18 protein-coding genes are annotated in these 25,092 nt (G+C 70.3%); 11 read left to right on the forward strand and 7 right to left on the reverse strand.

Annotation, left to right across the window (positions count from 1 at the left end; all coding sequences use genetic code 11):
* Positions 1-93 precede the first annotated feature (93 nt).
* Both ACE3PU_RS10605 and ACE3PU_RS10610 read right to left on the reverse strand, forming a co-directional pair.
* Positions 94-423, reverse strand: coding sequence for a hypothetical protein (locus ACE3PU_RS10605; RefSeq protein WP_374389505.1), 330 nt, complete (start codon positions 421-423; stop codon positions 94-96).
* 3 nt (positions 424-426) lie between these two features.
* Positions 427-696: a hypothetical protein gene (locus ACE3PU_RS10610; RefSeq protein WP_374389507.1), complete on the reverse strand. Its 270-nt coding sequence runs from the start codon at positions 694-696 to the stop codon at positions 427-429.
* A gap of 171 nt (positions 697-867) precedes the next feature.
* Between ACE3PU_RS10610 and ACE3PU_RS10615 the strand changes: the two genes are divergently transcribed.
* Complete coding sequence (locus tag ACE3PU_RS10615; protein ID WP_374389509.1) at positions 868-1,728, forward strand: DNA adenine methylase; 861 nt, start codon at positions 868-870, stop codon at positions 1,726-1,728.
* 187 nt (positions 1,729-1,915) lie between these two features.
* On the opposite strand, the gene ACE3PU_RS10620 is transcribed toward ACE3PU_RS10615, so the two are convergent.
* Positions 1,916-3,325, reverse strand: a complete 1,410-nt coding sequence (locus ACE3PU_RS10620; protein WP_374389511.1) for an SLC13 family permease — start codon at positions 3,323-3,325, stop codon at positions 1,916-1,918.
* Between the two features lie 88 nt (positions 3,326-3,413).
* Here ACE3PU_RS10620 and ACE3PU_RS10625 point away from each other — a divergent pair, with 88 nt between their 5' ends.
* Positions 3,414-4,259 (forward strand): hypothetical protein, encoded by an 846-nt coding sequence (locus tag ACE3PU_RS10625; RefSeq protein WP_374389513.1) that lies wholly within the window; start codon positions 3,414-3,416, stop codon positions 4,257-4,259.
* Positions 4,260-4,269: 10 nt separating this feature from the next.
* Here ACE3PU_RS10625 and ACE3PU_RS10630 read toward each other — a convergent pair whose 3' ends face one another.
* Positions 4,270-4,791 carry a MarR family winged helix-turn-helix transcriptional regulator gene (locus ACE3PU_RS10630; RefSeq protein WP_374389515.1) on the reverse strand — a complete coding sequence of 174 codons (522 nt, stop codon included), beginning with the start codon at positions 4,789-4,791 and terminating at the stop codon, positions 4,270-4,272.
* Between the two features lie 64 nt (positions 4,792-4,855).
* On the opposite strand from ACE3PU_RS10630, the gene ACE3PU_RS10635 reads away from it, so the two are divergent.
* The 8 genes from ACE3PU_RS10635 to ACE3PU_RS10670 all read left to right on the forward strand — a co-directional run bounded on the left by ACE3PU_RS10635 (position 4,856) and on the right by ACE3PU_RS10670 (position 19,305).
* Entirely contained in the window at positions 4,856-6,631 is a 1,776-nt protein-coding gene (locus ACE3PU_RS10635) for an N-acetylglutaminylglutamine amidotransferase (RefSeq protein ID WP_374389517.1), read from the forward strand.
* Positions 6,621-8,390, forward strand: coding sequence for an N-acetylglutaminylglutamine synthetase (gene ngg / locus ACE3PU_RS10640; RefSeq protein WP_374389519.1), 1,770 nt, complete (start codon positions 6,621-6,623; stop codon positions 8,388-8,390). The genes ACE3PU_RS10635 and ngg overlap by 11 nt, the downstream gene beginning before the upstream one ends.
* 10 nt (positions 8,391-8,400) lie before the next feature.
* Positions 8,401-9,558, forward strand: a complete 1,158-nt coding sequence (locus tag ACE3PU_RS10645; RefSeq protein WP_374389521.1) for an osmoprotectant NAGGN system M42 family peptidase — start codon at positions 8,401-8,403, stop codon at positions 9,556-9,558.
* 100 nt (positions 9,559-9,658) lie between these two features.
* A complete protein-coding gene (locus ACE3PU_RS10650) occupies positions 9,659-11,494 on the forward strand; it encodes a Ca2+-dependent phosphoinositide-specific phospholipase C (protein WP_374389523.1) in 1,836 nt (611 codons plus the stop codon).
* A 142-nt stretch (positions 11,495-11,636) separates the two neighbouring features.
* A complete protein-coding gene (locus tag ACE3PU_RS10655) occupies positions 11,637-14,384 on the forward strand; it encodes a TonB-dependent receptor (protein ID WP_374389525.1) in 2,748 nt (915 codons plus the stop codon).
* A gap of 220 nt (positions 14,385-14,604) precedes the next feature.
* The gene (locus ACE3PU_RS10660) at positions 14,605-15,198 is read left to right on the forward strand and encodes an RNA polymerase sigma factor (RefSeq protein ID WP_374389527.1); all 594 of its coding nucleotides are present in this window, start codon (positions 14,605-14,607) and stop codon (positions 15,196-15,198) included.
* Between the two features lie 87 nt (positions 15,199-15,285).
* The gene (locus tag ACE3PU_RS10665; protein WP_374389529.1) at positions 15,286-16,272 is read left to right on the forward strand and encodes a FecR domain-containing protein; all 987 of its coding nucleotides are present in this window, start codon (positions 15,286-15,288) and stop codon (positions 16,270-16,272) included.
* Between the two features lie 81 nt (positions 16,273-16,353).
* Complete coding sequence (locus ACE3PU_RS10670) at positions 16,354-19,305, forward strand: TonB-dependent receptor (RefSeq protein WP_374389531.1); 2,952 nt, start codon at positions 16,354-16,356, stop codon at positions 19,303-19,305.
* Between the two features lie 40 nt (positions 19,306-19,345).
* Here the strand turns inward: ACE3PU_RS10670 and acs are convergent, their stop codons facing one another.
* The gene (gene acs / locus ACE3PU_RS10675) at positions 19,346-21,301 is read right to left on the reverse strand and encodes an acetate--CoA ligase (RefSeq protein ID WP_374389532.1); all 1,956 of its coding nucleotides are present in this window, start codon (positions 21,299-21,301) and stop codon (positions 19,346-19,348) included.
* Positions 21,302-21,304: 3 nt separating this feature from the next.
* Positions 21,305-22,648 carry a DcaP family trimeric outer membrane transporter gene (locus ACE3PU_RS10680; protein ID WP_374389534.1) on the reverse strand — a complete coding sequence of 448 codons (1,344 nt, stop codon included), beginning with the start codon at positions 22,646-22,648 and terminating at the stop codon, positions 21,305-21,307.
* A 158-nt stretch (positions 22,649-22,806) separates the two neighbouring features.
* On the opposite strand from ACE3PU_RS10680, the gene ACE3PU_RS10685 reads away from it, so the two are divergent.
* Positions 22,807-23,418 (forward strand): response regulator, encoded by a 612-nt coding sequence (locus ACE3PU_RS10685; RefSeq protein WP_374389536.1) that lies wholly within the window; start codon positions 22,807-22,809, stop codon positions 23,416-23,418.
* A 21-nt stretch (positions 23,419-23,439) separates the two neighbouring features.
* On the opposite strand, the gene ACE3PU_RS10690 is transcribed toward ACE3PU_RS10685, so the two are convergent.
* On the reverse strand, positions 23,440-25,092 hold a 1,653-nt coding region (locus ACE3PU_RS10690; protein WP_374389538.1), incomplete at its 5' end, for a PAS-domain containing protein.

Genomic DNA, 25,092 nt, shown 5'->3' on the forward strand with positions numbered 1-25,092 from the left:
CGCTGAACGATGCCGGCGCCGCGTTCGGGGATCCAGACGAGGGGCTGGTGCGCCAGGCCGGACAGAGCGGGGAAGGACTCGTCTGGCCAGTTCTCATACATCGGGGTCGTCATGCCGCGCCCTCGGCTGGATCGGGTCGTGCAGCGGCCAGAAACAGCCGGCCGGCTCGCCCGGCGGCGTGCAGAGGAAGACCATGCGGCCGGTGCATCCGTACCGCCGACAGCGGGCCCATCGGTTCCACAGCTTCACCTGTCCGCCCGACAGGCGAATGACGATGTCCAGGTCGACCCAGCAGTCCAGGTGACAGCGTGGGCAGCGCGTCGAGATGGCCCATCGATCCCGCCGAAACTGCGAGACGGTCATGTGCGGCGCGACGCCGAGGTGGTGCGCCAGCCCACGGTTCTCGGGCTTCTTGTACCCCACGGCTCATCGGCGGCTGATGCGGGCCGCCAGGCGATGGGTGTCGTCGAACGTCATCTTGTCGAACCGGCCGAGGCCGAAGGCCAAGGCGAAGCTGACGAGGCGATCGTTCTCTTCTTTCGACACATAAGCGACGTTTGACCCGGGCGCGGGCGCCTCAGGCAGGTCGACGTCGGGCGGCGGGTTCGGCCTGACGCGGGCGGCGAGTTCGGCCTCAAGCCGCATCTGTTCCGAAAGGGGCACTGGTCGAGACGAACCCGGTTTGTCGATCGGCATGTCCTGTCCTCCTCTTCATTCCGTCCCCGTCCGGGGCGGGATCGACACGTTGCAGCGTGTCGATCTGCGGGCAGCTCCCCGCACGACCAGGACCGATCGGCCGCCCGGCTGATCGCCGCCCCTGCTCACGCGAGCCGGGGACTCCTACTCGTGCAAAAGGCGACTCCGCAAATGAATTGTTCCCGAAATGTTCTCATTGTCGACCAGCGGCCGATCACGCCCTGCGAGCCGCCCACGGCCTGGCTGGGCGGCAAGCGGCATCTGGCGCGGCGCATCTGCCACGTGCTGGCCGCCACGCCCCATGACGCCTATTGCGAGCCGTTCATCGGCATGGGCGGGGTGTTCCTGCGTCGCCGCGTCCGCCCCGCGGTCGAGGTCATCAACGACCTGAGCGGCGACGTCGTGACGCTGTTCCGCGTGGCGCAGCGGTTCCCCGACGCGCTCATCCGAGAACTGGCCTGGCGGCCGGCGGCGCGGGCGGAGTTCGAGCGGGTGCGCGAGACGCCGGACGGGGATCTGCTGGATATCGAGCGCGCCGCGCGGTTCCTGTACCTGCAAACCCTCGGCTTCGGCGGAAAGGTCGCCGGCCGGTCGTTCGGCGTCAGTCCTATCAGCCCTCACAACTTCGACCTGACGAAGATCGAGCCGCGCCTGCGCCAGCTGCACGACCGCATGGCGGGCGTGGTGATCGAGAACCTGGACTGGCTGGCGTTCATCAGCCGCTATGATCGGCCCGGGACGCTGTTCTACCTCGACCCGCCCTACTGGGGCGGCGAGGGCGATTACGGCGCCGGCATGTTCGCGCGGGCCGATTTCCAGCGGATGGCGGACAAGCTGCAGGGGATCGCGGGCCGGTTTCTGCTGTCGATCAACGACCGGCCGGAGATCCGCGAGATGTTCGCCTGGGCAGACATCGAGGCCGTGAAGACGACGTATTCAATCCAAGGCGGGAACGCGCCCGGGGCGGCCGAGCTGCTGATCGGGAGGGGCGTCGACCTTGCGCCTGCGGCGGCGCAGGCGGGCCTGTTCTAGCCGGGGTGCGGCGTTTACAGCCTGATCCTAAGTCATTGATTTCCAGTGTGCGGGATCAGGCTGTGTTTACAGCTAAGCGCTGGATTTGTCGGGGTTGGAGGCTGCTTCCCAAGCTGAATGTCGCGAGTTCGATTCTCGCTACCCGCTCCAATTTCCCAGCCGCTTTTTCAACCGCCGGACCGCCGCCTCAGAACGGGAAGAAGATCGGGATCGCGACCATGGCGGCGACCCAGGTCACCAGGTTCAGGGGCAGGCCCACGCGGACGAAGTCCATGTAGCTGTAGCCGCCCATGTTGAAGACCAGGACATTGGTCTGATAGCCGAACGGCGTGGCGAAGGCGGCGGAGGCCGCCATCATGACGCAGACCAGGAAGGGGCGGGGATCGACGCCCAGGCTCTCGGCCAGGGCGACGGCGATGGGGGTGATCAGCACCGCGACGGTGGCGTTGGACAACAGCTCGGTCGCGAAGAGGGTGACGCCGTAAAGGACGATCAGCGCGCCCAGCGGCCCCATCGGGCGGATCACGTCGATGAGCCGGTCGGCGCCCGCGGAGGCCAGTCCCGTCACCTCGATCGCCGTGCCGACCACCACCATGCCGGCGATCAGCAGCAGGATCTCCGGCCGAAGCCCGGCGTAGGCCTCCTCCGGCGTGATCACCCTGAGCAGGATCAGCGCCACCGCGCCGGCGAAGGCGGACGCCGCGATCGGCGCCCAGCCCAAGGCAGCCGAGGCGATGACCAGCGCGAAGACGGCCAGGGAGATCAGCGCGGGCCGCAGCCGGAAGGGACGGTCGGCGGCGCCGTACAGCTCGACGTCGCCCAGATGGGCGTCGCCCGATCCGTCGGCGTGATTGCGAGATTCGCCCAGGCGCGGCAGGCCGAACGGCAGGATGCGCCGACGACGGGCGGCGGCGTCCGCCTCGGCGCGTCGACGCGCCTCTTCCATTTCGGCCAGGCGGGCGGCTTGCGCCTCGTCCATGGCGACCGAGCGGCCCAGTTGCCGGGCGCCGACGAAATAGAGCCACAGGCCGCCGACGATGGCGATGAACAGGCCCACCGGCGTGATCTCGAACAGGCCGAAGACCGGCTGGCCCGCATTGCGCGCCATGTCGTTGACCAGGAGGTTCGTCGAGGTGCCGATCAGGGTCAGCAGGCCGCCCATGACGGTGACATGGCTGAGCGGCATCAGGAAGCGCTTGGGCGACAGGCGCAGGGACTTCGCCACGTCGCGGATGACCGGCGCCGCCAGCACGACGACCGGCGTGTTGTTCAGGAATCCGCCGACGGAACCGCACAGGCCGATGACGATCCATATGCCCCGCGCGCCGACCCGCGCGGCCAGCTGCGTCGCCTGGCGGATCAGCAGGCCCAGCAGTCCGGACAGCTCGATCGCGTAGGCGATCACGAACAGGCCGGCCAGGGCGATGACGGCGGGGCTGGCGAAGGCGCCCTGCACCTCGACCGGCCGCACGACGCCCAGCAGCAGCAGTGCGGCGGCCCCGGTCAGGGCCACCACGTCCGCGCGGAGCTTGCCGTGAACCAGCACGCCGATCACGCCGATAAGCACCGCCAGCGCGGCGATCTGATCGAAAGTCATGCGCACGTGAGACCGTCACTCGCCGCATCCGTCAACCAATTTCGCGACATCGTCTCCACATCGGCGGGTCCCGTGCTAGGGTGAGGCCATGCTCGAACCGACCGTGACGCCTCGCCCGTCGGTCGTCGCGCTTGCGGCGTCCATTCTCCTTCTCGGCCCCGTCCTCGCCGGCTGCCAACGCGAGGAGGCTGCGCCCGCGCCGGAACCGGAGCCCGTCGCCGATCCGACGTCCGTGGTGGCCGTGGCGCCGGCGCCCGTTCTGGACCGCGCCGGCCTTCTGCAGGCCATGGACGTCGCCGTATCCGCCTATGCCGCCGGGCGAGAGGTCGGGGGCGATTCGCTGGTCGGGCGCCGGTTCGTGGTTCGCCAGGCTTTCGGCTGCACCGGCCCGACGCCGCCTGCGGCGACAGCGACCGCCGGAAACGGCCTGGCGGCCTGGTCGTGGGGGGAGGAGCGGCGGAACCTGAAACTGTCGCTGGCGCCCGGCGACTGGACCGGCTCGCCGCTGATCGCGGGCGGGTCGGACACCTGGGAGGCCGTGGAAGGGTTCTGGCTGGCGCGGCCTTGGTTGCGGACGGACGAATGCCCCGGCGCCCAGGGTGATCCCCTGGCCAGCGGTCCGGCCGCGCCGTCGCCGCAGACCATGGGCCTGGCCGCGGTCTTCGAACAGGACGGATCGCGCATCGGGCGTCGCAACGGCCGCGCCTATGACTTCACCGTGCGCGGCGAGGGCGACCAGCCGCCCGCGCCGCCGGCCCAGGGGTATCGTCTGGTGCTGGAAGGTCGGATGGCGGCCTTCGCGGACGGCCGGGCCATCCGTTGCCGCGCCGCCAGCCCCGATCAGCGCCCGGTCTGCATCGGCGCGGTTCAGCTGGACCGCGTCGCCTTCGAGGACGCCCAGGGCGCGACCCTCAGCGAGTGGCGCGGCGGCTGACCCTTGGGCTTCAGGCCAGGCCCGGCTCGGCCGGGGCGGTCATCAGGTCGCTTTCGTCTTCGGGAGCCGCGCGTCGCAGCTGCATCATCGTGGCCAGCCGGTCGACGGCGTGCGCCATGGCGATCCGCTCTTGCGCCGGCAATCTGTCGAACTGGGATGTGAAGCCGTCGCCCAGCAGGCCGGGCGAGGTGGCGAGGGCCTGCCGCCCGGCCTGCGTCAGCCGCACGTGGACGACGCGGCGATCGACCGTGGAGCGGTAGCGCACCGCCATCCGCTTGGCCTCCAGCTTGTCCAGCACCGCGACCACCGTCGGCGGCGACATGGAGGCGTCGCGCGATATGGCGCTGGTGGAGACCTCGCCCAGGTCGCGGATCGATTGCAGCACCAGCAGCTGGGGCAGGGTCAGGCCGGTCAAGCCGGCGATCTCGCGGGATCGGACGTCGATGGCCTGGGCGATGCGGCGCACCGAGCGGACCAGCGAGGCTTTGGGATCCGGGGCGTCCGGGACTGAGGAGGAGGAAATATCACTCATCGGGTTGAACTCTTTCGTACACTAACCATTTGTACGCGCTGCTTCCACAATTCAAGGAGGGCCCATGTGCGGTCTTAGCGGCGAGATCAATTTCGACGGACGACCGGCGGACGCCGGCGCCGTGCAGCGCATGACCGACGCGCTCTCGCCCCGTGGACCGGACGGGTCCGGCATCGTGATGCGCGGCCCGGTGGGCCTGGGTCACCGCCGCCTGAAGATCATCGACCTGTCGGAGGCCGCGCAGCAGCCGATGGTGGACGCCGACCTGGGCGTGACCCTGGCGTTCAACGGCTGCATCTACAACTATCCGGAACTGCGCGAAGAGCTGCAGGGGCTGGGCTTCCGCTTCTTCTCGCACGGCGACACCGAGGTCATCATCAAGGCCTGGAAGGCCTGGGGCGAAGGCTGCGTCGAGCGGTTCAAGGGGATGTTCGCCTTCGTCCTGCACGAGCGCGACACCGGCCGCACCGTGATCGCCCGCGACCGGTTCGGCATCAAGCCGCTGTACCTGGCCGAAAGCGGCAAGCGGCTGCGGTTCGCCTCGACCCTGCCGGCGTTGCTGGCGGCAGGCGATGTGGACAAGACGATCGATCCGGTCGGCCTGCACCACTACATGACCTTCCACGCGGTGGTGCCGCCGCCGCACACCATCCTCAAGGGCGTGAAGAAGTTTCCGCCCGCGACCATCCGCGTGATCGAGGCGGACGGGACGGCCAAGGACCGCCTGTACTGGCAGCCCGACATGACCCGTCACGCCGAGGATGCATCCCTGACGGCTGAGGACTGGCGCGACCGGGTGCTGGACAGCCTGCGCGAGGCCGTGAAGCGCCGCATGGTGGCCGACGTGCCGGTGGGCGTGCTGCTGTCGGGCGGGGTGGATTCCAGCCTGATCGTCGGCCTGCTGGCGGAACTGGGTCAGAAGGACCTGATGACCTTTTCGGTCGGCTTCGAGGAGGCCAATGGCGAGAAGGGCGACGAGTTCGTCTATTCCGACCTGATCGCCAAACACTATGGCACCAAGCACCATCAGATCTTCGTGCCGCACCAGCGGCTGATGGAGGCGCTGCCGGGGACGATCGGAGCCATGTCGGAGCCGATGGTCAGTTACGACAACGTCGGCTTCTATCTGCTGAGCCAGGAAGTCTCGAAACACATCAAGGTGGTGCAGTCCGGCCAGGGGGCGGACGAGGTTTTCGCCGGCTATCACTGGTACCCGCCGATGCTGGGCGCAACCGATCCGGTCGAGACCTACGCCAAGGCCTTCTTCGACCGCAGCCATGCGACGCTGAAGACCCAGCTGAACGGCGCCTACATGGCCGACACCGACGTCAGCCGCGCCCTGGTCGAGGCGCATTTCGCGCAAGGCCGCGCCGCGACGCCCGTCGATCAGGCCCTGCGCCTGGACAGCCAGGTGATGCTGGTGGACGACCCGGTGAAGCGGGTCGACAACATGACCATGGCCTGGGGCCTGGAGGCGCGCGTGCCCTTCCTGGACCACGAACTGGTCGAGCTGGCGGGCCGCATTCCGCCCGAGCACAAGCTGGCCCAGGGCGGCAAGGGCGTGCTGAAGGAGGCGGCGCGCCTGGTGATCCCGTCCGAGGTCATCGATCGCAAGAAGGGGTATTTCCCTGTCCCCGCCCTGAAATACATCCAGGGGCCGTATCTGGAGATGGTGCGCGAGGCCCTGACCAACCAGGCGGCGCGCGAGCGCGGCCTGTTCGATCCGAAGTATTTGGAAACCCTGTTCGCCAATCCGACCGAGCACATCACGCCCTTGCGTGGATCGGAACTGTGGCAGGTCGCCGTCCTCGAGATGTGGATGCAGCAGCATGGCGTCTGACGCCCGTCCCGCGCGCCCCAAGGCGCACCGGCTCAAGCGACTGCGCCACGAGGGGCTGAAGCCGCCGGTGCAGGCGGGCGAGGGGCCGACCGCCAACGCCGTGCTCGACTGCGGCTGGGGGCGGCTGCTGTTCGCCCAGACCTTCGAGACGGCCGAGCCGCTGGTCGAGGCGCTGCGGGCGGAAGGGCCGGACCGGCGCGACATCGCCTTCTACGTCCGCAATCCGCACGTCCTGCTGGCCTCGGCGCCGCAGGAGGTCTTCCTGGACCCGTCCCACACCTACCGGCTGGACCTGGCCACCTATCGCGCCAGCCGTCGCCAGCCGCGCGGCTTCACCGTGCGCCGCCTGACGTCCGAGCTGGACGCCGGGGCGGTCAACGACATCTACGCCAAGCGCAAGATGGTGCAGGTTCCGCCCGACTTCTTCTGGTCGCGACGCGACGACCGGACGATCACCTATTTCGTGGCCGAGGACACGGCGACGGGCGCGGTGATCGGCACGGTCACGGGCGTGAACCACGTCCGCGCCTTCGAGGATCCGGAGTGCGGCTCGTCCCTGTGGTGCCTCGCCGTCGATCCGCAGGCGACCCAGCCCGGGGTCGGCGAGGCGCTGGTGCGCCGTCTGGCCGAGCACTTCAAGACGCAGGGTCTGGCCTACATGGACCTGTCGGTCATGCACGACAACGAACAGGCCATCGCGCTGTACGAGAAGCTGGGCTTTCGCCGCGTCCACTTCTTCGGGGTCAAGCGCAAGAACCCGATCAACGAGGCCCTGTTCGTCGGGCCGAGCGACGACCACGACCTGAACCCCTACGCCCGCATCATCGTGGACGAGGCCCGCCGACGCGGCATCCATACCGAGATTCTGGATGCGGAAGGCGGCCTGTTCCGCCTGAACTGGGGCGGTCGGTCGGTGAAGTGCCGCGAAAGCCTGTCTGAACTGACGTCCGCGGTGGCGCTGAGCATCTGCGACGACAAGCGGATGACGCGGCGGATCGTCGAGGCCGCCGGGGTGCGCGTGCCCGAGCGGATCGATCCGGACGATCCGTCCGCCATCGACGCGGCGCTGGAGACGTACGGCAGTCTGGTCGTAAAGCCGGCCAGGGGCGAGCAGGGCCAGGGCGTCGCCGTCGGCCTGACGACCATGAACGAGGTCCAGACGGCCCTGACCCGCGCGCGCCGCATCTGTTCGGAGGTGCTGATCGAGGAGCAGGTCCAGGGCGAGGACCTGCGGCTGGTGGTGATCGACTACAAGGTCGTGGCCTGCGCCCTGCGTCGTCCGCCGCGCGTCGTCGGCGACGGGCGCTCGACCCTGCGCGCCCTGATCGAGCACCAGAGCCGGCGCCGGGCCGCCGCCACGGGCGGGGAATCGACCATCCCCATCGACGCCGAGACCGAGCGCACCCTGGCCGAGGCCGGCTATCGCCTGGACGACGTCGCGCCGGAGGGTCAGGAGATCCTGGTGCGCAAGGCCGCCAACCTGCATCTGGGCGGCACCATCCACGACGTGACGGAAGAGGTGCATCCCGCCCTGATCCGCGCCGCCGTCGCCGCCGCCCGCGCCATCGACATTCCGGTCACGGGCGTCGACCTGATGGTGAAGTCGCCGCGCGAGCCCGACTACGCCTTCATCGAAGCCAATGAGCGCCCCGGCCTGGCCAACCACGAACCCCAGCCGACGGCCGAGCGCTTCATCGACCTGCTGTTCCCCCTGTCCGCGCCGACGTCGGCCCGGACAGCCCCGAGACCCGAAGCCTGAAGGAGGCTCCTTGGCCCGTCCCGCGATCGACCTCGACTATCTGAAGACCCGCCTGGCCGAACTGCTGAACACGCCCAGCCCGACCGGCTACACCGACGAGGCCGTCTGGCTGCTGTGCCGTGAGCTGGGGCGTCTGGGCGTCGATTACGAACTGACGCGGCGCGGCGCGATCCGTGCGCGGCTGCCGGGCCGGTCGCCGAAGCCGGCGCGCGCCTTCGTGGCCCACGTCGACACGCTGGGCGCCCAGGTCAAGGCGGTCAAGGACAACGGCCGGCTGGAGCTCGTGCCCATCGGCCACTGGTCCTCGCGTTTCGCCGAGGGCGCGCGCGCGACGATCTTCTCGGAGGGCGGCCTCTATCGCGGGACCATCCTGCCGCTGAAGGCGTCGGGCCACACCTTCAACGAGGAGGTGGACACCCAGCCCGTGAACTGGCGCCAGGTCGAGCTGCGCATCGACGCCGTGACCCACGGCCGGGACGACACCCTGGCGCTGGGCGTGGACGTCGGCGACATCGTCGCCATCGACCCCCAGCCCGAGTTCATGGACGCCGGCTTCATCGTCTCGCGCCACCTGGACGACAAGGCGGGCGTCGCCGCGCTGCTGGCCGCGCTGGAGTGCATGATCCGCGAGGAGCGGACGCCGACGGTCGACACCTGGTGGCTGTTCACCATCGCCGAGGAGGTGGGGCTGGGCGCCTCGTCCGTGCTGATCCCGGACGTGGCGTCGATGGTCACGGTCGACAACGGCACCACCGCGCCGGGCCAGAACTCGTCCGAGTTCGGCGTCACCATCGCCATGGCCGACCAGACCGGGCCCTTCGACTGGCACCTGTCGCGCAAGCTGGTCCAGCTGGCCAAGGACCACGACATTCCGCACCAGAAGGACGTGTTCCGCTACTACCGTTCGGACTCGGCCTCGGCGCTGGAGGCGGGCGCCGACATCCGCACCGCCCTGGTGACCTTCGGCATCGACGCCAGCCACGGCTACGAACGCATCCACGAGCGTGCGCTTGAGGACCTGACCCGCCTGCTGGTCGCCTATGCCGAGAGCGACGTCGAGATCGGACGCGACGCCAAGCCGATGAGCAGCGTCAAGGGATTCACGCACCAGCCGATCGAAGAGGACGACGGCCAGGCGGGCCCGCCGGACACATCTCCAACGGCCTGACAGCCGATGCGACGGGCGGACGCGGTGAGGAGGCCGCTCGCCGCGTCGTTGTTCTCCATGGCGGCCGCTGACGGCGCCGGGATCGAACGGAGACAAGCCCATGTACGGCTTCGCCGCGGCGCTGATGCTGAGCGCCCTGAACTGCGTGCCGAGCGCAAACGACGTGCGGGCCGCCGGCGGCGACGCCTGCGCCGCGGCATGGATGGACGGCGCGCTGCGCGTAAACGACCTGACGGCGGTCGGCACCCACAACAGCTACAAGCTGGCGATTCCGGAGGCGGAACTGGCCGCCCTGGTCGCCAGAAATCCGGGCGCGTCGGGGCTGGACTATGCGCATCGTCCGTTGACGGAGCAACTGGACTCCGGGGTGCGCCAGATCGAGATCGACGTGCTGAACGACCCGCAGGGGGGACGCTACGCCCGGCCGCTGACCGCGCTGGGCCAGGCCGGCGCCGGGGCGCCCGTCGGCGCCGCCTTCCGGGAAGCCATGGCCAAGCCCGGCTTCAAGACCCTGCATATGCCGGACGTCGATTTCCGCAGTTCCTGCCTGACCTTCGTCGCCTGCCTGACCGAGATCCGCGACTGGTCGGCGGCGCATCCGGACCATGCCCCCGTGCTGATCCTGCTGAACGCCAAGACCGGGAGGGCCTCCATGCCGGGCGGCGTCGCCTTGCTGGACTTCGACGCGGCGGCCTGGGACGCGCTGGATGCGGAGATACGCGCGGTCTTCGACGACGGCCGGCTGATCACGCCGGATCAGGTGCGGGGCGGCCACGCCACCCTGCGGGAAGGCGTGCTGGCGGACGGCTGGCCCGCGCTGGGGGAGGCGCGCGGCAAGGTCTTCTTCGCCCTGGACGAGGGGCCGGACAAGGTCGCGCGCTACGCCGCCGGGCGGCCCTCGCTGGAAGGCCGGGCGATGTTCGTCAACACCGACGAGACCAGCCCCGCAGCCGCCTATCTGACGCTGAACGACCCCGTGGCGCAGCAGGAGCGCATCCGCGCGGCCGTGCGCCAGGGCTTCATCGTGCGCACCCGCGCCGACGCCGACACGGTCGAGGCGCGCGCCGCGACGGTCGATCGCCGCTCGGCGGCCTTCGCCAGCGGCGCGCAATACGTCTCGACGGACTACTACTGGGCGGACCCGCGCCTTTCGACCTATGAGGTGCGTCTGACGGGCGCGGCGGCGGCGGCTTGCAACCCGCTGCGCACCGCCGCGCGCTGCGACGGCCTGGCGGTGGAGCTGGTCGCGGGTGCCCCCGTTCGCGGCTATCTGTCGCCGGACGACCGGCCGGACCTGACGACGGTCCTTGCGCCCCCGCCGGAACCCGGATCGCCCCGCGACCGCGCCAATGCGGAGATCTTCCGCGACACCCGCGCGCTGCAGGGCACGGCGCGCTGGGACGTGGCGGTCGCCGACGTCACGGGCGACAAGTACGACCACTTCGCCGAAGCGCTGGGCGTGCGCCTGACGCCGGAGGAGACGCCCGTGCTGAGCGCCCTGCTGGACCGGTCCGGCAACGACCGTTCCGTCGTCGGCGTGGCCAAGACGCACTGGGGCACGCGGCGGCCCTATCTCGGGACGGACCTGCCGATCTGCGAGGCCAAGTCCGACCACCTGGCGGGCAATCCGGACTATCCGTCGGGCCATTCCGCCCACGGCATGCACATCGCCATGATCCTGGCCGAACTGGCGCCCCAGCGGGCCGACGCCCTTTATGCGCGTGGCCGGGAGTTCGCCGAGAGCCGCTTCGTCTGCGGCTCGCACAGCTACAGCGCGGCGGAGGCGGGCATTCTGTCGGGGGCGGTGATCTATGGCGCCGAACAGCGCTCTGAAACCTTCCGGCGGGACATGGAGGCCGCCCGCGCCGAGGTGCAGGCGGCGCTGGCGCGGGCCGGGCTGACGGGGCGGCAGGGGGCCAAGACGACAGCCCCGTGAACATTGGGTGAAATCCTCTGTCACACGCTGAGGGGCGAGGGGACGGCGTCGTTGAGGGCGGTAGATCGGCCGGCGTGAACGCCACGGGGCCGGTCCACGTGTTTCGCGGGTGAAACGCGGGAACTCTCTGGGGGTAGTCCAAATGAAGAACCGAATCCTCGGCACGACGGCCTTGGTCGTCGCCGCCGCCGCCTCGCCTTTCGCCGCCTTCGCGCAATCGGCCGACCAGGCCCAGGTGGCCCAGGTCGACGAGATCATCGTCACCGGCAGCTATCGCCGCAGCCTGCAGGAAGCCGTCGACATCAAGCGCGACAACATCGGCTTCTCGGATTCGATCGTGGCCACCGACGTCGCCAACTTCCCCGAGCAGAACCTGGCCGAGGCGCTGCAGCGCATCCCCGGCGTGACGATCGAGCGCAACAAGGGGCTGGGCCGTCGCGTCAGCGTACGCGGCCTGCCCAGCGAGTTCACCTTCGTCACCATCAACGACCTGGCTACGGCCTCAGGCAGCGGCGGCCGGGACGTCGAGTTCGACATCTTCGCCTCCGAGATCATCCAGCAGGTGACGGTCCAGAAGTCGCCGCGCGCCTCGGACGAGGAAGGCGGCATCGCCGGCGCCGTCAACATCTCGACGGCCCGTCCGTTCGACTATGACGGCGCGCGCGCCGTCGCCTCGGTCGAGGGCGCCTACAACTCCATCTCCGAGGAAATCGATCCCAAGGTGTCGGTTCTGGCCAGCAACACCTGGGGCGACTGGGGCGCGCTGGCGTCCTTCTCGACCGCCCGCCGGACCAACCGCACCGACTCCAACTCCGGCATCAACTTCCGTCCCGCCTTCCGCTTCCTGGAAGCCGGCGGCGCGCGCGAGCGGCAGGCGCTGGCCGTGCTGGCCCGCGACGCCGGCATCATCGTCCAGGATCCGGACGACCGCGACGAGACCGGCCGCATCATCTTCCAGGACAAGGTGGGCGACCGCGCCTATCTGAACGAGCAGGACCAGTGGGGCGCGACGCTGTCGCTGCAGTACAGGCCGTCCGCCAACTTCGACCTGGCGTTCGACGCCATGCTGGGCGGCTACGACACCACCGAGGACGAATACGACCTCGCCGCCTATTCCGCCTCGAGCCGTTCGACCTTCGCCACCATTCACGAATATGACGCCACGACCCTGGCCGACCAAGGCATCGTCGTGCTGCGCGACGTCTCCTACACCGCCACCCAGCACGAGGCGCTGAGCAAGGAGTACCTCAACGAGACCGACTATTCGCAGTTCGGCACGGAGCTGAACTGGCGCGGCGCCGACTGGAAGCTGCACGCGCTGGCGGGCTACGCCGGGGCGGAGAAGACGCTGGACTACGCCAACCTGAAGCACGTCGCCTATCAGCCGTCGCGCACGCGCTGGACCGAGCAGGGCGGTGAGACGATACCGAGCGCCGCGTCCGGCGGCTTCGACATGTACAACTCGCCGCAAAGCTATCTGTTCGAGGCGTACGAGACGAACTTCGAAAGCATCAGCGACGACAAGTACGCCGCCCAGCTGGACTTCACCAAGGACTTCAGCCTCGGCTTCTTCCCGGCCCTGACCAGCATCCAGGTCGGCGCGCGCTATACGGACAAGGCCAAGGAGCGGCAGTACGGCTCCAAGAATATCCAGGGGCCGCGCGAAGGCAGCACCGAATGGCGCAACACCCGCACCCTGGCCGACAGTCCGCTGACCCCGATCGGCGACCTGGTCCCGGGCGGCGCCTACAGCGTGCGCGACATCAGCTGGAGCCAGGTGTCCAACGACTATGCGCGCCGCACCTTCCGCTACGACGGCTTCTTCACGCCGTTCGATCCGGGCCAGTACTATGAGGTCTCCGAGCAGGTCACGAGCCTGTACGCCATGGTGGACCTGGACTTCGACATCGGGTCGGTCCCAGTCGCGGTCAACGGCGGCGCCCGCTATGTGGACACCGCGATCACCTCCTCGGGCTTCCACCAGATCCAGAACCCGGACGGTTCGACCGGCTTCACGCCGGAGCCCGTGTCCAGCGACGGCGGCTATGACAAGGTCCTGCCCAGCATCAACTTCACCGCCGAACTGACCGACAGCCTGGTGTTCCGCGGCGCGGCGTCGGAAACCCTGATGCGTCCGGCGCTGACCGACCTGGCCTACAAGCGCACGGCCAACTTCAACTCGTTCCGCTTCACCGACGGCAACCCGAACCTGAAGCCCACCTACGCCAAGCAGTGGGAAGTGGGCCTGGAGCAGTACCTGCCCGGCGGCGGCCTGCTGGCGGTCTCCTACTTCTGGAAGGAGATCGAGGGCGTCGTCCGCCAGGCGCTGACGGGGGTTGTCGAAGACGTCACCAAGTACAACGCCAACGGCACGGTCGACGGCGTCTACGACTTCGACGTCTATCAGCCGGTCAACGCCGAGGGCTCCTACGACGTCAGCGGCGTCGAGCTGGTCGCGGTCGTCCCCTTCGGCCTGATCTACGCCCCGCTGGAGGGCTTCGGGATCAACGCCAACTACACGGTGCTGGACAGCTCGCTGACGGGCGAGTCGGACCTGGGCGTGCCGACGCCGCCGGTCGGCCTGGCGGACAACACCTACAACGTCACCCTCTACTACGAGAACACCCGCTTCCAGGCGCGCGCGTCCTACAACTTCAAGGACAAGTACGTCGAAGGCATCGGCTACGAGATGTATCCGATCTGGCGCGACGCCTACGGCCAGCTGGACATCTCCGCCAGCTACAACGTCACCGACCGGATCCAGGTCAGCCTGGAAGGCATCAACGTCACCGACGAGGAGACGAAGGGCTACACCATGGATCCGTCCTTCCCCACCATGTACGAACTGTCGGGACGGCGCATCAACCTGGGCCTGCGGATGGAGTTCTGATCCATCCGTCGCCAGCGGGGGCGGGCGGCGAAGGCCGCTCGCCCCCCTTCTCTCTCCTCCTGTCATCGTCGCTGCACGTTCGGCGCCTATGGTCGGCCTGCCGGCCACAACGGGCCGATCCGTCCGGAAGCCGGAAAGGCGCCGCCGTCCTGCCGTCAGCCTGCTGTCAAAACCATGAGGAACGTCCGCATCTGCGTCGGCGCGGCCCCGGAGCCCGTCCGTGATCCGAAGGGATGCGCTCGCCCTCGACCCCGCGCCCTCGGGCCGGGGCGTTCGCGCCCGCGCCGCGGCCCGGGCGGAGACGATCGTGCGCGCTGAGCCCGACTTCGCGCGCCTGCGCCTGGATCTGATCGCCTATCTGCAACGCAAGGGTCAGACGGTCGACGACGCCGAGGACGTGGTTCAGGAAGCCTTCGCCCGTTTCCACCGCGCCGGCCATGACTTCGCCGCGCCCGACGCCCGCCCGTTGCTGTTCGTCATTGCGCGCACCATCCAGCACGACCGCTGGAAGGCGCTGGGCCGCGAGGCGGTCCACCGCAGCGGCGAGGACGTGCTGACGCTGGACAGCGGCCCGCGCGCCGTGGCCAGCGAGGCCCGCGCCGCCGACGACCGGCTGATGGACCGCCAGGCGCTGGCCGCCGCCGCCGCCGCCATCCGCGCCCTGCCGCCGCGCACCCGCGACGCCTTCCTGCTGAACCGCTTCGACAATCTGACCTATCGCCAGATCGCCCAGCGGCTGGGCGTATCGGTCAGCATGGTCGAGAAACACATTGCCGAAGCGCTCCGACAACTGAAGAAAACGCGGGAGCGCTGAGGTGTCCCCTTCCGCCGTCGTTGTGGATTATGAGCGCACCGGCTTCGCCCTTTCGTCGCGGCGGCCGACCGAGGAATTCGTCTGTTCATGATCCGTCGTCTGACCGCCCTGTTCGAACGCCGGCCGACCACGGCCGAGGGCTGGCTGGCGCGCATGGGCCGTGCCGAGGTCTCGGCGCAGGACCAGGCCGCGTTCCTGGCCTGGCTGGAGGCCGACGACGACCGGCTGGCGCTCTACGAGCAGGCCAAGGCCGCGCGGGCGTCGCTGGAGCCGCTGAGGGCCGAGATGGCGCCGGACATGGCGCGGCTGCGCTGGCCGCGTCGCCGCAGCGCCGCGCCGCGGTTCATCGTCGCCGGCGGGCTGGCCGCGGCGGCGATCGTCGCGGCCATGCTGCTGGTCCCGCTTCTGAACGGGGACATCGAGGGCCGGCTCTATCGCAGCGGACCGCACGAAATCCTAGACGTGACGCTGGCCGACGGCTCGCGCGTCACCCTGGACGCCGGCTCCGCCGTGCGGGTGGCGCTGGCGGACGACGCCCGTCGCGTGACGCTGGAGCGCGGCTCGGCCTTCTTCGACGTGGCGCATGACGCCGCCCATCCCTTCCAGGTCGCGGTCGCCGACCGCAGGGTGATCGTCACCGGCACCCGGTTCGCGACCACGCTGAGGCGTGGAGGCGGGGAGGTGTCGCTTCTGGACGGCCACGTCGCCATCGGTCGGCGCGATGTCCGGGCGCCGGGCGCGCTGGCCGGCGCCGTGCGGCTGAAACCGGGCCAGCGGGCCAGCTTCGCCGCCGGACAGGCCGTCCACGTCCGCGCGGCGGATGTGGACGCCGACACCGCCTGGCGCGACCGCCGGCTGGTGTTTCGCGACGCGCCCCTGACCGAGGCCGTCGCCGCGATCGGTCGCTATGCCGACCGGCCCGTGGTCCTGGCCGACCCGGCGCTGGGCCGGCTGCGCGTCACGGCCGTCCTGCCGCTGGACGGGAAGGGCGACCTGGTGGAGCGGGTCGACAGCCTGTTTCCCGTCGCCATCGAGCAAGCGCCCGACGGCCGCCGCCTGGTGAAGGCGGAGTAGCCGCCGGCATCGCAGAGCTGTCACGCCGATGCGGTAGTGCCGTCGCCGACCCTCCCTCCGGCGCTCAGGATGTCCCTCCGCGTGAAACCGCCCGCCTCATCGCTGTCGGCCGGCGTGCGCGCGGGTTGCGTGGCCGCGGCGCTGGCGACGACGGCGTCGCCTGCGGCGGCCGGCCAGCCGCCTCTGATCGACATTCCCGCCCAGGACGCCCGCTCGGCCCTGGTGCAGCTGTGCATCGTCGCCGATTGCGAGGTCGCCTTCGTCACGCCGCCCGGCGCGGCCGCCCGCACCCGCGCCGTGCAGGGCCGGATGGACTGGCGCCAGGCCGTGGACGTGATGTTGGCGGGCACCGACCTGCGTCGCCGTTTCGTGGGCGCACGCGGGGTGCGGGTCTGGCGCGCGTCGCCGACGCCGTCGCCGCAGCCGGTCGCGTCGCCGCCCGATCCCGCCGAGCTGGCGCCGGTCATGGTCGTCGGTCGCGTGTCGGAGCAGTACGAGACCGCGTTGCGGCGCAAGCGCGACGCCGACGTCATCGCGGACGTGGCCACCGCCTCGCGCATCGGCGAACTGCCCGCCGCCAATCTGGCCGAGGCGCTGCAGCGCGTGCCCGGCGTCGCCATCGAACGCGAGGTGGGCGAGGGTCAGTTCGTCAGCGTGCGCGGCCTGGGGCCGCTGTTCCAGTCGGTCACGCTCAATGGCGCGCCGGTCGCCTTCAACGAGAACATCCGCAACTCGACCCAGAGCGGCCGCCAGTTCCGGTTTCGCGCCCTGTCCGCCGACCTGCTGGCCGGCGCACAGGTGACCAAGTCGGCCACGCCGGACCAGATCGAGGGCGGCATCGGCTCCAACATCGACATCGAAACCGTCGGCGGGCTGGACGGCGATCCCTTCGTCAGCCTGCGGCTAGGGGCGGGACTAGAGGCGCGCAACGACACGGCGCGCGGGGACGGGGCGGCGGCGGGGCGGCTGGTCGGCGCGTCCGGGACCTGGGGCCTGGTGGGCGGCCTGTCGCAGGAGGGGCGTTCGGTCGTCTATGACCGGCTTCAGACCCAGCACTATGTCGCGCTGGATCTGGACGGCGCCACGGTGCTGGCCCCCAGCGACATCCGCACCACCGTCGAGCAGGAGGACCGGTTGAGGCGCAGCGCCTTCGCCGGCTTCGACTGGCGGCCGTCCGAGGCCTTCGCGCTGGATGTCGACGCCCTGGCGTCGACCTTCGACAACGCCATCCGCGAGGATCGGCTGGTCTATGGGCTGGCCGACCGGCTGGATCGGCCCGGCGCCCAGGTCGTCGTCCGGGACGGCGTCGTGGTCGCGGGGACGGTGGCGGACGGGCAGATCGACAACAACACCGAGTTCTCGGATCAGGCGCACCTGAATCTGGTGCTGTCGGTCGGGGCGCGGATCGCCTGGCGCGACTGGCGCGTGACGCCGCGCGTCAGCGGCTCGTGGGCCCGCTCGGTCCTCGACACGCCCTTGCAGCGCATATCGGCCGAGTCGCCCGAAGGCGTCGGCTATGTCTTCGACATGGCGGACGCGGTGGCGGCGCGGCGGGCGCCGGTGCTGACCACCGATTTCGACGTGCGCGCGTCCGACCAGCTGACGCCGGCCCGGTTCATGGTGCGCGCGATCGAATCCCGTGACGACGACCTGACCGGCCTGCTCGACGTCGAGCGTCGGCTGGACCTTGCCGGTCCGCTGGGGCGGTTGAGCGCATTGCGGCTGGGCGCCCAGTTCAGCGACCGGGGCCGCGACTACCAGCGGCGGGACCGCGAGGCCGTCCTGCGGCCGGGCGCCGTCGTCGATCCCGGCTTCTACGGCGGGCGCACGCCCGGCGACGTGTTCGATCGTCTTCTGGGCCAGGGCGCGGGGCCATGGATCGCCGCCGAGGCGGGTCGGTTCGGACAGGCCTATGTCATTGCGGGCGAGGTGGACGGCGTCTCGGCCCGGCCGGGCGACCTGACGCCGAAAGGGGCGGACCTGCAGAACTCCTACACGGTCGGGGAGCGGACCGCCGCGGCCTATGTCCGGCTGGATTTCGAGCGCGACCTGGGCGGCGGGGCGCTGTCCGGCAACGCCGGGCTGCGGCTGGTGGAAACCCGCACCGAGGTGGACGGCTGGATCCTGGACGCCGGCCCGGCGCCCCGGCCGGTGGCGTACGACGGCCGCCGTCAAGCCCTTCTGCCCAGCGCCAACCTGGCGATCGACCTGGCGGGGGGCGGCCGCGTCAGGCTGGCGGCGTCGCGCACCCTGACGCGGCCCTCGCTGGCCGAGCTTCGCGCCGCCACCGTGCCGGCCAGCAATCTGGTCTCGTCCATCTACAATCGCGGCCAGGCTGCGATCGACGATCCGTCGCCCGGCGTGGTCTTCTCGGGCGTCGGCGGCAATCCCGCGCTCAGGCCCTACGTCTCCGCCAATCTGGACCTGGCGTATGAATGGATTCGGCCCGGTTTCGCCGTCAGCGCCGCCGCCTTCCACAAGGCGATCCACGACTTCATTCAGCAGGTCGCCGCGCCGGAGACCCTGACGTTCGACACCCGCGCCGGAACGACGGTGCAGCTGGCGGTGCCGATCTCGCGGCCGCAGAACGTGGGACGGGCCGCCGTCACGGGGCTGGAGCTGGGTCTGCACCGCCGGCTGGCGTCGGGCCTGGGCGTCTGGGCCAGCGCCACCTTCGCCGACAGCCGCACCGCGGCCGGCCAGGCCCTGTCCGGCGTGTCGGACGTCTCCTGGTCGGTCAATCCGTTCTACGAGCGGGGGCCGCTGGGGATCAGCCTGTCCTGGACCTGGCGGTCGGCCTTCCTGTCGGAGGCGGACATGCAGGGCGGCGGCGTCTCGGCCTTCACGGTCGCGCCGGCCGGCTACCTGGACGGCCAGGTCACGCTGGACCTGGGCGCGGGCGCGCAGCTGGTGCTGTCGGGCTCGAACCTGACGGACACGATCGACGCCGCCTATGAGCAGGATCGCGGACGGCTGCTGCAGCTGGGGCGGGCCGGCCGCAGCGCCGCCCTGTCGCTTCGTTGGCGCCTGTGAGGTCGCGACCCGGGCGGACCCGGGCCAAGTCCGGGACACGTCAGGCCCCGGCGCGGTTCTTCACCAGATCGTCGACCACCGAAGGATCCGCCAGGGTGGAGGTGTCGCCCAGCGCCCCGACCTCGTTCTCGGCGATCTTGCGCAGGATGCGGCGCATGATCTTGCCCGAGCGCGTCTTGGGCAGGCCCGGCGCCCACTGGATCACGTCCGGCGTGGCGATGGGCCCGATCTCGCGCCGGACATGGGCGGCCAGCGCCTTGCGCAGATCCTCGCTGGGCTCGACGTCCTTGTTCAGGGTGACATAGGCGTAGATGCCCTGGCCCTTGATGTCGTGGGGATAGCCCACGACCGCCGCCTCGGCCACGTCGTCATGCAGCACCAGGGCGCTCTCGACCTCGGCGGTGCCCATGCGGTGGCCCGAGACGTTGATGACGTCGTCCACCCGCCCGGTGATCCAGTAGTAGCCGTCCGCGTCGCGCCGGCAGCCGTCGCCGGTGAAATAACGGCCCGGATAGGTCGAGAAATAGGTGTCGAAGAAACGCTGGTGGTCGCCATAGACCGTGCGCATCTGGCCCGGCCAGCTGTCGGTGATGCACAGATTGCCCGAGACGGCGCCGGTCAGTTCATGACCCTCGGCGTCGACGATCTGAAGCTCCACGCCCGGCAGGGGCTTGGTCGCCGAACCCGGCTTCAGGTCGGTGGCGCCGGGCAGGGGCGAGACCAGGATGCCGCCGGTTTCGGTCTGCCACCAGGTGTCGACGATCGGCAGGCGGCCTTCGCCCACCACCTCGTGATACCAGCGCCAGGCCTCGGGATTGATCGGCTCGCCGACCGTGCCCAGCAGGCGCAGCGACTTGCGGCTGGTCGCCTTCACGGCGGCGTCGCCTTCGCGCATTAGGGCGCGCAGGGCGGTGGGGGCGGTGTAGAAGATGTCGACCTTGTGCTTGTCGACCACGTCCCAGAAGCGGCTGACGTTCGGGTAGTTGGGCACGCCCTCGAACATCAGCGTCGTCGCCGCATTGGCCAGCGGGCCGTAGACGACATAGCTGTGGCCGGTGACCCAGCCCACGTCGGCCGTGCACCAGAAGACCTCGCCAGGGCGGTAGTCGAACACCAGTTCGTGCGTCCACGCCGCCCAGAACAGATAGCCGCCCGTGGTGTGCAGCACGCCCTTGGGCTTTCCGGTCGAGCCGGAGGTGTAGAGGATGAACAGCGGATCCTCGGCGTTCATCGGCTCGGGCGGGCAGTCGCTCGAGGCCTTGGCCGCCGCGGCGGCGTAGTCGACGTCGCGGCCTTCGATCATCGGCACGTCGGCGCCGGTGCGGCGGATGACCAGAACCGTGTCGACCTTCACCTTCTCCAGCGCCGCGTCGACATTGGCCTTCAGCGGAATGGTCTTGCCGCCGCGCAGCCCCTCGTCGGCAGTGATGACCAGGTTGGAGCCGCAGTCCTCGATCCGGCCGCACAGGCTGTCGGGCGAAAAGCCGCCGAACACGACCGAATGCACCGCGCCGATGCGGGCGCAGGCCAGCATGGCGTAGGCGGCCTCGGGGATCATGGGCAGATACAGGGTGATCCGGTCGCCCTTCTTCGCGCCGTGCGCCTTCAGCACATTGGCCATCCGGCACACCTCGGCGTGCAGTTCGCCGAAGGTGATGCGGCGGCTGTCGGCCGGGTCGTCGCCTTCCCAGAGGATCGCCGTCTCATCCTTGCGGTGCGGCAGGTGGCGGTCGATGCAGTTGGCCGAGACGTTCAGCACCCCGTCCTCGAACCAGCGGATGCGGAAGTCTTCCTTCCTGAAGGAGACGTCCTTGATCGTCGTCGGCGGCTTGATCCAGTCCAGTCGTTTCGCCTGTTCGGCCCAGAAGGCGTCGGGGGTCTCGCGCGCCGCGATCCGGGCCGCCTCGTAGGCTTCGCGGTCCATGTGGGCGCGGGCGGCCAGTTCGGCGGGAACGGGATAGAGTTCGGAATCGGGCACGCGAGACGTCTCCAGCATCAATCAGAATCCATATTTCGCGAACAGGGACAGGCGGGTCATGTCGCCGCTGACGCCGGATTCCAGCTCGCGCTCACCGAACATCAACTCGGCCCCGACATCAAATCCCGTCAGCGGCGTCCAGATCAGGTTTCCGCGAACGCTCTGGGCCGAACTGTTGACGCCCAGGCCGGTCAGGCCGGTGTCGTTGTCCACCTCCTGCACCGACCAGATCAGGTTCGAGCGCCAGCCGGGCGTCCAGATGTGGCGATAGGCGGCGAAGCCGGCCAGGACGCCGATCGTCTCCAGCTCGCCGCTGTCGGTCAGCACCGCGTCGTTGGAGAAGTTCAGGCCGATGTAGCGGCCGACGCCGTCGCCGCCGCTGATCATGAAGCGCAGGTCGTCCTGCGCCCCGACCTTGAGCCTGGCCGAGGCCGACAGGCCCCAGCCGGTGGCCGAGCTGTCGACGTCGGTCAGCGGGCTTTCGTACTTCAGCTGGCGCAGCAGGCCCGACAGCTGGACCTCGCCCCAGGGCCTGGCCATCACATAGCGGGCGGTCAGGTCGGGCAGGGCGTTGTCGTCGGCGACGATGCGCGCGCCGCCGCCGAACGGCGTCACGGTCGTTTCGGGGTTTTCGATAGCGATCGAGAACGGGCCGCGCGTGTAGCGGATCTGGGCCTGACGGGCGAAGACCGTGCCTTCGGACGGGCCGATGTAGTCGGCGGTCTCGGGCAGGACGTTGATGTTCTGGAAGTTGGTCCACTCCTGGCCGAACAGCCAGTTGTCGATGGTGACGAAGGCGCGGCGCAGGGCCGGATTGGCGGGGCTGGTGGTGCGCTGGTCGCCGGCGCCGGGCAGGACTTGGAAGTCCATCTCGATCCGGCTGCCGACCTTGTGGCCGCCGACCATGCCGTCGGTGGTGAACCAGAAGCGGGTCTGGCGCGCATTGAAGTCGGTGGCGGTGTCCTCGTCGGCGCCGCCGACCGGGATCGAGCCGGGCAGGTAGAATTCGCGCAGCGCATCGCCGTTGGCGGGATCGCCGCCGGAATAGTTCGAGGCGGTGGCGTCCAGCTTGATGAAGCCGCCGAACTTCACCGTATGGGCGCCGATGCGGAAGCCGTCTGTGGGGGCGGCCGGCGCGGCGGGCGCGGGCGCGGCGGCCGGGCGGGTCTCCAGCCGGATGATGTCCTGCTGTTGCGCCGCCTGCTGGGTGCGGGCGGCGACGACCTCGGTCTTGAGGGCGTTCAGCTCGGCCTCCAGCTGGGCGATGCGGGCCTCGAGGGCCGTCGAATCCTGGGCCAGGGCGGCGCCGGGGACCAGGAGGATGGCGGCCATGCCGACGCCTCCCAGAAGAACGGATCGTTTCATGGTCTCTCCTCCCGCGCCCGTCTGATGCAGGCGTCGGCGACAGCTTTTCGCCTCGGGGGAGTGGCGGCCATTAGCCAATGGTCTACTTTCGACCAAAGTCGATCCGCGCCATGGTGCCCGCAACGCGGTCGACAAGCAGCCGCGACGAGGAAAAGCCCATGGACCGTATCGTCGTCGCCGACGATCATCCCCTGTTCCGCGCGGCGCTGCGTTCCGCCGTGGAGAAGGCCGCGCCGGACGCCGCGATCGAGGAATGCGCCAGCCTGGTCGAGGTCCGCGCCGCCCTGTCTCAGCCGGTCGACCTGCTGCTGCTGGACCTGAAGCTTTCGGACAGCGAGGGCATGGCGGGTCTGGCCGCGATCCGCGCCGAACACCCCGCCGCGCCGGTCGCCGTGGTCTCGGCCAGCGAGGACGCGCCGGTGGTGCGGCACGTTCTGGGTCTTGGCGCCGCCGGCTTCATTCCCAAGTCCGCCGCCCTGCCTCAGATGGTGGAGGCGATCGGCGCCATTCTGGCCGGCGACGGCTGGTGGCCCGACCTGCCCGAGGACGAGACGGACGACGATCTGGCCGGGCGCGTCGGCAGCCTGACGCCGTCCCAGCTGCGCATCCTGGAAGGGCTGAAGGCCGGGCGGTTGAACAAGCAGATCGCCTTCGACCTGGGCGTGTCCGAGGCGACCATCAAGGCGCACCTGACCAGCGTCTTCCGCAAGCTGGGCGTCCAGAATCGCACCCAGGCGGTGATCCTGGCCAAGCAGCTGGACACGGTTTGAGATCCGAGCGGCGGATCGGGCTCAGCTCGACAGAAACGCCTTCAGCGCCGCCGGCTTAATCGGCTTGGGCAGCAGCACCGCCCCCGCCGCCGCGGCCTGCTCCTTCAGCCCGTCGCGGGTGTCGGCGGTCACCAGGGCGATGCGGCGCACGCCGTGCGGCCGCAGGCGGTCGATCACCGCAAACCCGTCCGGCCCCTCGCCCAGATGCAGGTCGACCACCGCCGCGTCGAAGCCGCCGCCCGCCGCCCGGGCCTGATCCACCGTCGCCGCCAGCGTCGGCCGCGCGCCCCAGCGCGTCAGCAGCGCCGACAGGGCGTCCAGGATGGCCGGCTCATTGTCCACGCACAGCACCCTGAGCCCCGCCAGCGGCAGGCGGGGATCGACCTCGCGCGGCGGCTCGCTGGCGGTCTCGGCCGGGGCGCGGGGCAGGGTGATGCGGAAGGCGGTGCCGCGCCCGACGCGCGAGGTCAGGTCCAGCGGATGGTCCAGAAGGCTGGACAGCCGCCGCACGATGGCCAGGCCCAGGCCCGCGCCGGGCTCGTCCACCGGGGCGCCCGGCAGGCGGACGAACTCGCCGAAGACGTGCTCGCGATCGGCCTCGGGAATGCCGCGGCCCGTGTCGCAGACCAGGATGCGCACGGCCTCGCCGCCGCGCCGCGCGCCGACCAGCACCCGCCCCCGGTCGGTGTAGCGGATGGCGTTGACGATCAGGTTCTGCAGCATCGAGCGCAGCAGGTCCGCGTCGGACGCGACCCACAGGCCGGAGCGGACGATGTCGAGGCTTAAGCCCTTCGCCTCGGCCACCGGCTGGAACTCGCGGCGCAGCTCGTCGAACAGGGCGTCCAGCGACAGCCGCCGCACCGCCGGCTGGACCCCGCCGGCCTCCAGCTTGGACAGGTTCAGCAGGGCCGTCAGCAGACGGTGGGCGCTGTCGATGGCGCGGTCGGCGTTGGTGGCCAGCCCTTGCGCCCCGTCGTCCAGCGCCGGCTCCTCCTTCAGCGCCGCGATGAACAGCCGCGCGGCGTGCAGCGGCTGCAGCAGGTCGTGGCTGGCGGCGGCCAGGAAGCGGGTCTTCGACGCGGTGGCGTCCTCGGCCACGCGGCGCGCCTCCTCCAGCCGTTCGGTGCGGTCGGCGACGCGCGCCTCCAGCCGCTCGTTGGCCTCTTCCAGCTGGCGGGCGGCGCGGCGCAGGGCGGTGATGTCGGTGTAGCTGGCGGCGTAGCCCCCGCCGGGGATCGGCGCGCCGGACGAGCGCAGCACCCGCCCGTCCGGCCGCGCACGCTCGTGCTCGTGCGGGATGCGCCGGCTCAGCGCCTCCAGCCGTCGCTCGACCCAGGCCTCGACCTCTTCGGGGCTCTCGCCGCGCTCGGCGTTCAGGCGATAGATGCTCGCCACCGGCAGGCCCACGTGGACGAAGCCGGGCGGCAGGTCGAACATCTCGACATAGCGCCGGTTCCAGGCCGTGACGCGCAGGTCCTCGTCGACCACGATCACGCCCTGGTCGATGTTGTCCAGCGTGGTCTGCAGCAGGTCGCGGTTGAACTGGACCGCCTGGGACGCCTCGTCCAGCATCCGCACGACGTCCTCGGGCGCGCGGCCGCCGCCGGCCAGGGCGGCGGCGATGACCCGACGGGCCGAGGCCGCGCCGATGGCGCCCGCCAGCATCCGTTCGGC

The organism is Brevundimonas sp. (assembly GCF_041911375.1).
Lineage (GTDB): Bacteria > Pseudomonadota > Alphaproteobacteria > Caulobacterales > Caulobacteraceae > Brevundimonas.